General features: G+C 43.9%; 7 protein-coding genes. 2 read left to right on the plus strand and 5 right to left on the minus strand.

Annotation, left to right across the window (positions count from 1 at the left end; all coding sequences use genetic code 11):
* The coding region (locus EWV66_RS04645) for a helix-turn-helix domain-containing protein (RefSeq protein WP_287108475.1) at window positions 1-136 on the minus strand (136 nt) is incomplete at its 3' end.
* 218 nt (window positions 137-354) lie between these two features.
* On the opposite strand from EWV66_RS04645, the gene EWV66_RS04650 reads away from it, so the two are divergent.
* On the plus strand, window positions 355-2742 hold the full coding sequence (locus tag EWV66_RS04650) for an ATP-dependent Clp protease ATP-binding subunit (RefSeq protein ID WP_052277308.1): 2388 nt from the start codon (window positions 355-357) through the stop codon (window positions 2740-2742).
* A 395-nt stretch (window positions 2743-3137) separates the two neighbouring features.
* Here the strand turns inward: EWV66_RS04650 and EWV66_RS04655 are convergent, their stop codons facing one another.
* The 3 genes from EWV66_RS04655 to lnt form a co-directional block, all read right to left on the minus strand.
* Complete coding sequence (locus tag EWV66_RS04655) at window positions 3138-3317, minus strand: hypothetical protein (RefSeq protein WP_072926637.1); 180 nt, start codon at window positions 3315-3317, stop codon at window positions 3138-3140.
* A 73-nt stretch (window positions 3318-3390) separates the two neighbouring features.
* Window positions 3391-3633, minus strand: a complete 243-nt coding sequence (locus EWV66_RS04660; protein WP_002781780.1) for a DUF8620 family protein — start codon at window positions 3631-3633, stop codon at window positions 3391-3393.
* A 60-nt stretch (window positions 3634-3693) separates the two neighbouring features.
* On the minus strand, window positions 3694-5220 hold the full coding sequence (gene lnt / locus EWV66_RS04665) for an apolipoprotein N-acyltransferase (RefSeq protein WP_287108473.1): 1527 nt from the start codon (window positions 5218-5220) through the stop codon (window positions 3694-3696).
* Between the two features lie 532 nt (window positions 5221-5752).
* On the opposite strand from lnt, the gene EWV66_RS04670 reads away from it, so the two are divergent.
* The gene (locus tag EWV66_RS04670) at window positions 5753-6511 is read left to right on the plus strand and encodes a GAF domain-containing protein (protein ID WP_052277305.1); all 759 of its coding nucleotides are present in this window, start codon (window positions 5753-5755) and stop codon (window positions 6509-6511) included.
* Between the two features lie 91 nt (window positions 6512-6602).
* Here the strand turns inward: EWV66_RS04670 and EWV66_RS04675 are convergent, their stop codons facing one another.
* Window positions 6603-6989, minus strand: a complete 387-nt coding sequence (locus tag EWV66_RS04675; protein WP_287115912.1) for a hypothetical protein — start codon at window positions 6987-6989, stop codon at window positions 6603-6605.
* Window positions 6990-7034: the final 45 nt, after the last annotated feature.

The raw sequence follows: 7034 nt of genomic DNA on the forward strand, positions 1-7034 counted from the left end.
CTTGTCTTTCGTACCAAGCTTGTGTTCTGAGATGGAGAGCTTTATTGTCAACCAATCTTACACAGCCCAAAGTGCGCCGCAATAGCGACTCTTGTTCGGGTGTGGGGTAAAATCGGTAATAATAGGCTTTTTCCATACCTCACATTCTAGAATATATCGTGTAAATGCGCTAGTATTTAACAGTAAAGCCGTCGTAGAACGACGGGGTTTCAGACCCAAATTTTCGATGAATTGCCCCTACTCCCCACTCCTATCTCCTAACCCACCCTGCTGATACGGATATCCCCCTTCCGGCTAATGTAAAGAAAACGTTACAGTAACAGGTAAAGCCCAGTAGCCAGGAAGCCGTCGATCATGTTTGAATACTTTAACCAAAAAGCTATCAAAGCGGTGATGTTCGCCCAAGAAGAAGCCCGTCGTACCGGTCACAGTGTCGTCGGTACGGAGCATTTACTGTTAGGATTGATAGGAGAAGCCACCGCCGCCGCAGCCTTAATTCTCAAGGATTTAAAAGTCACCCTGCACGAAAGTCGCCGCGTGATTGAAGGAATGACTGGCCGCGGCACGGGTTACAGTCCCGTTAATATCCCTTTTACCCCGAAAGCGAAAAAGATGTTCGAGCAAGCATTTCAGGAAGCTCGACAATTGGGGGAACAGGCGATCGCACCTGAACATCTATTACTCGCTATCACCACCGATCCCGAATCCCTAGCCGCTAAAATTTTAATTATGCAGGGTGTTGATTTGATCAAACTTCGCGCCCTTTTACTGAAAAATGCTGGGGAAAAAGTCGCTAGTGGTCGCTTCACGGCAAGCAGTGACTATGAAGACCAGAAAAATGCTCCCCAAGGCGGTATTTTAGCCCAATATAGTCGTAATTTAAGCCAAGAGGTCAAAAATGGCAAAATTGACCCTGTAATCGGTAGAGAGCCAGAAATCCAGCGAGTTATCCAAATTTTAGGCCGTCGCGGCAAGAATAACCCGATTTTACTCGGTGCGCCGGGGGTGGGCAAAACTGCGATCGCTGAAGGGTTAGCACAACGCATCTATAATGGCGATATTCCCGAACTTTTGCGGGATAAACAGGTAATTGCCCTCGATATGGGGTCTTTACTGGCGGGAACCCGTTTTCGCGGCGATTTTGAGGAACGTTTAAAGGGTATTGTGGAGGAAGTTCGCAAATCGGGCAGTATTATCCTGTTTATTGATGAAATTCACACTCTTGTGGGTGCTGGTAGCATGGGAGGAGCCATGGATGCTTCTAACTTGCTTAAACCTGCTTTAGCTCGCGGCGAGTTACAGTGTTTAGGGGCCACCACTCTCGATGAGTATAAACAGCATATTGAGCGAGATGCGGCTCTAGAAAGACGTTTTCAGCCAGTTATGGTGGGAGAACCGACTAAAGAGCAAGCGATCGAGATTTTACGCGGTTTAAAAGCCACCTACGAGGATTTCCATCAGGTAAAATACGATCAAAAAGCGATCGAAGCTGCCGTTAATCTATCCTCTCGCTATATCAATGATCGCTTTTTACCGGACAAAGCGATCGATCTTCTCGATGAAGCGGGATCCCGCACCCATCTACGCTATTCCCTGCAAAGTAAAAGTCCTGCGGAGGTTAGCGAAGAATCACCCCTAATTAACCCCGAATCTTTAATTCCGGTGGTGGATGCGGAGGAAATCGCCCAAATTGTCGCCGCTTGGACAGGTATTCCCGTTACCCAATTAACTGAAACTGAGTCGGAATCGCTCTTAAATCTGGAATATCAACTGCATGAGCGGATTATTGGTCAACAGGAGGCAGTAAATGCCGTTTCTCGTGCTATTCGTCGAGCGCGAGTAAATTTAAAGAATCCTAATCGTCCGATTGCCTCGTTTATTTTTGCCGGTCCCACGGGAGTGGGTAAAACTGAATTAACGAAAGCCTTAGCTAAGTTGCTCTTTGGCTCGGAATCCAGTATGATTCGCCTAGATATGTCGGAATTTATGGAATCCCACACGGTTTCTAAGTTAATTGGTGCGCCTCCCGGATACATCGGTTACAATGAAGGTGGTCAGTTAACGGAAGCTGTGCGTCGTCAACCCTATAAAGTAGTTTTGTTTGACGAAATCGAGAAAGCACATCCCGATGTTTTTAATCTTCTCCTGCAACTGTTAGAAGATGGTCGTTTGACCGATTCCCAAGGTCGTCGGGTGGACTTTAAGAATACCCTAATTATCATGACCTCGAATATTGGCTCAAAAGTCATCGAAAAAGGCGGTAATAGCTTAGGATTCGAGATGGCTGACGATTTTGCTCAATCGCGTTACCAACAGATTTCTAGTCGGGTGACAGACGAGTTAAAACAATATTTCCGTCCCGAATTTCTCAACCGTCTCGATGAAATTATCGTTTTCCGACAGTTAACTCGCGAAGAAGTTACCCAGATTGCTGATATTCTTATCGCGGATCTAGGCAAACAATTGACAGAAAAAGGCATTTCTGTGGAAGTTACCGCCGCTTTTAAGGATTTGGTCATCAATGAGGGTTATGATCCTAGCTACGGTGCGCGGCCTTTACGTCGTGCTTTAACTCGACGCTTAGAGGATAGTTTAGCCGAGGCGATGTTATCGGGAAAAGTCAATTCTGGAGACCATGCGCTATTAGATGTAACTGCTGAAACCGTGGTGACAGTCTCTAGTCATCAGCGCTCCGAGCAGAACAATATTCTCTCGCAATTACAGTTACAACCAGTGGGTTAATCCGCTCAAAAATTGCTTTTTTTCGGGGTTGAAAAATGTTCAACCCCGATTTTTATCATCTAAGTAGGGTTTGCGGCAAAAAGTTTATTGGTGGGGTTAGGAGTCGGTCGTCAGGAGACAGGAGTTAGGAGATAGGAGATAGGAGATTATGGTTCTTCGTTACTTGGTATGGTTCGATAGGGGGGCATAAATCGACTAAATCCTTATCTGGCAAGAGACTTAATTGATTAGTTCGCTCTAGAAAAAAACAATTAACAAAAATCGCAGCCGAGATTATTTTATTTATTCTCCCCACTACCCCACTCCCCACACCCTCTTTCAAGTCAGTCCCGATGCCAAAGTTGGCACCGCCAAGGATGAAAATATTGGGATTATTTTTCCTAAGTAGGTAGGCGTTAAAAATTATGGCTCTTCGGGACTTGGTATGGTTCGATATGGGGGCATAAATCGACTAAATCCTTATCTGGCAAGAGATTTAATTGATTAGTTCGCTCTAGAAAAAAACAATTAACAAAAATTGCGGTAATGTCTGTCTCTATAAGGGTTTCATTCCTTATAACCCCCATCCATTGCATAACACAAACCGAAGAGCCAAAATTATCAGATACCCCCTTATCAAGGGTAGGGTTGATTCATGAATCAACCCTACTATTTAGGGGACAAGCGTTCTTGAATTTGATTAATTGCCCAGCTTAAAATCGCCCCCGCAATTAAAATACTAATAGCAGGATTGAATAAGGGCAGCCAAAGACGCTGAAAAAGTTTAAATCCTAGGGGAATTCCTGTGGATTCACCGATAACAGCCACGGCAAACCAGAGAAAACCCGCTATTACCAAAAACACATCAAATATTAAGATTCTATTCAACCACTTGACAAATTGCTCTTTCATTGCATCAAAAACTTAGGTTATTTATACAGTTCATTCAGGAAAAAGTATAGCACTGTCACCTTAATCCCAAGCTCTCCAGAGCCAAGCGAGTCCGGCAGTAATGATTAAAACTTTAGTTAACCAATCTCCCCAGCGCACATATAAAGTTCTCGTATCCCGTCGATAAATTGTTTCGCTATGGATTTGATATCTATCCAGATCCGATAGCCAAAGCTGATTACCGTGGGGATCGACAAAAGCAGAATAACCTGTATTGGTGGCCCGGGCCATCCATCGATCGGTTTCGATCGCTCGCATGGTATCCTGAGCATGGTGTTGAGCGGGCATGGCGTGGCTATAATGGGCGTTATTAGAAGCAGTAATAATAAATTCGCCTCCTCTAGCAGTTTGACGGCGAAAATGTTCGGAAAAAGCCGATTCGTAACAAATGCCCACAATGATTTTACCGAAAGGACTGTCAATAATTTGAGCGGGATCTCCCGGGATTAAGTGCGCTTGCAAGGGAGAAAGGCGATCAACAATTCCGCCCAAAATTTCCTGAAAAGGAACGTATTCGCCTAAAGGCACGAGAATTACTTTATCATACCGACTAATCACCTGTCCCTCGCCATCAATGGTCAAGAGACTATTGTTATAACCCTTGTCCACCTTGCCAAATGCACCCAACCAGATCGGCGTTTTTTTGGCTAAAATTGCCGAATAAATCGAGCTATTATTGACTAAGTTCTCCCAATAGTAGGGTAAGGCGGTTTCAGGAGTTAAGACGGTATCTACTCCTTGATCGGCGAGAATTTGATAACCAGAGGTGTAACCTTCGATCGCCCTTTGAAATCCTAGGGGCGAAAGTTTAATCGTGTTGGGAATATTGCCCTGAATTACGCCAATTTTTATCCCTAAATCCCTTGACTTTTCGATCGGTTTATGGTATAGGTTCCATCCCCAGAGATGGAGGCTAAAACAAATAAGCAGGGGTAAAGAGAGAAAAGCGAGATTTTGCCGCGATTGACGGATTAGGAGCAAGCTTTCGGCGATTAAACCGTTAACTGCCACAATTGCCGCCGTTACCGTCGTAAAACCCGATAATTTGCCCAATTGCAGAATCAATAAATTATGGGGACTTTGACTATAAGCAAGGGTAGTCCACCAGAGAGGGGATTGACTCCAGAGAGATTCTAACCCACACCAGAGGGCAGTGCCGATGAAAACCCGTAGGAGAGCATCCCGAAAAGATGACTGATTAACACTTTTGTTGACATAAAACATAACTAACGTCCAAGTTAGCACGATCGCCGTTCCCCAAAAAGTGATAAACAACCAACAAAATAGGGCAATTAACAAACTCGCTAACCAGGGGACACCCATCCACGTCATCGGGTGAATTCCCGTGATCCAGAATAAAGCGAGGCCATGGTAGGCAAAACCCCAGCCAAAACCGTATAAAAGCTGTTTTTTTAGGGATTTTTCCGCTAATCTCACAATAATCCACAGGGGGACGAGAGAAATCCAAGCGAGTAACCACCAAGAAACTGGCGCCACTGTTAACCCCATCCCCACACCGGCCAAAATTGCCCAGAGAAAACGCACCATCTTTCACTCCAGTCAGGTTAAACTCCTCTGACCTACTAGATCAGAGTAGCTAGAGGGAAGACAAAAAACAAGAGACACACAGAAGTTTTGGCTACATCTACAATAGATCAGTTAGCGAGTAAAAAAGCCCCTCGATCAGATGCTAAGTAGGGAGGCACAATTATTTGTAGGATGGGTTAGCGGTAGCGTAACATGAGCGGGCGTTGGGTTTCAGACAAAAAACAAGAGACACAGAAGTTTTGGCTGCATCTACAATAGATCAGTTAGCGAGTAAAAAAGCCCCTCGATCAGATGCTAAGTAGGGAGGCACAATTATTTGTAGGATGGGTTAGCGGTAGCGTAACATGAGCGGGCGTTGGGTTTCAAGAGACACACAGAAGTTTTTCAGCACATCTACAATAGATCAGTTAGCGAGTAAAAAAGCCCCTCGATCAGATGCTATGGCAAGCTATAGACTCAGACAAACACAGAGATGAGGAATGTCACCCTCACCCTGAAAGCCTAAACTCGGACTGAATAAGTGATTGAATACATGGATAATTTTAACCCCAAAATAGCTACTCTGGCTCTTGTCTTGAATGTTGAGGAAAATCTCGAAGATATTTTTGGGAAAATAGCTAGTATGAGCGCTCATCAATTGCGAGCGCAGCACTGTTCAATTATGTTAAGCTCTCCACAGCAATTAAAGGGGGAAATTACCGATTATCTAGAAGTTTTTGCCCATTATGATGAGCTATCACCTTTAGCTGATCAAGAAATAATTAAACTCGATCAAGTTATTGCCGATACTGTAGCGACTACGGTAAAACCTTTACTAATTAAGGATATCACTCGATCGCCATTTGCCAGCGCAGCCCGTTATCCCAAAAGATCAAATAATAATAGTTTTATCTCCGTACCGATTATCCTCAATCAGCAGGTAATCGGGGTAATTAATCTCAGTTTTCCCCTAGACAAAAAACATTTTGAACCATTAGATTTAGAAATCTTGCAGTTATTCGCTCAACAGGCTGCCCAATCCCTGCAAATTTTTCATTTGCAAGGGATGTTAAAATCTCGTTTTGTGGCGATGGCAGTGACTAGAGAAATAGCAGAAATTCAGTCCGAACATTCGATCGCGGTCCATCCTTATCCCCCGAAATTAGCCAAAATTGTCGCTAAGGCTTTTTTTAAAGAATTAACTCAGGCTGGTTTTGGAACTCATGAAGTTATTGAGATTGCTAATGAGGTTTTGAATTTACTACAAAAGACTCTTAATAAACATAAAAATCGTCTGGAAGGAAAAGATTAAGCGCTAGTCAAGGGTTAAAATCAACTAACTTGCCCCTCCGGTGCAGTCCGAAGGAGTAATTGAGATAGTTAACAGCTTAATTGACCGTTGTTTACTGATTACCGCTGCCATCCTGCCGTCCTAATTCATAGACACCAGAGGCAACACAGGCGAGAATACCGACACTAATCGACCAACTTTTTCCTAAACTAATCTCGATTAACCAATCGGAGAAACCCCCGAGAATGAGAAAGGGAATAATACTAAAGATAGAGGCATAAAAAGCATTTTGTGATTCTCTGGCGATGCGAGTTTTTTCAAACTCCTCTAGGGAAGTATAGAGGAAACGCTCGGCAAAATTAAACCAGCGATAGAAAATTTCTATAAACCAATTTCGCACCCCAGCTAACCCCAGATACAATGCTAAAGACCAGAGACAGCTACCGGCAATAAAGGCCGGGGAAATATTGATAGTGAAGGGCAGAAAGTCGATTACCATAAATGAGAGCCACAGAAGTGGTAAATTTGAGCGAGCGGCTTGATC

This window comes from Microcystis sp. M_OC_Ca_00000000_C217Col (genome assembly GCF_007095585.1).
GTDB lineage: Bacteria > Cyanobacteriota > Cyanobacteriia > Cyanobacteriales > Microcystaceae > Microcystis > Microcystis panniformis.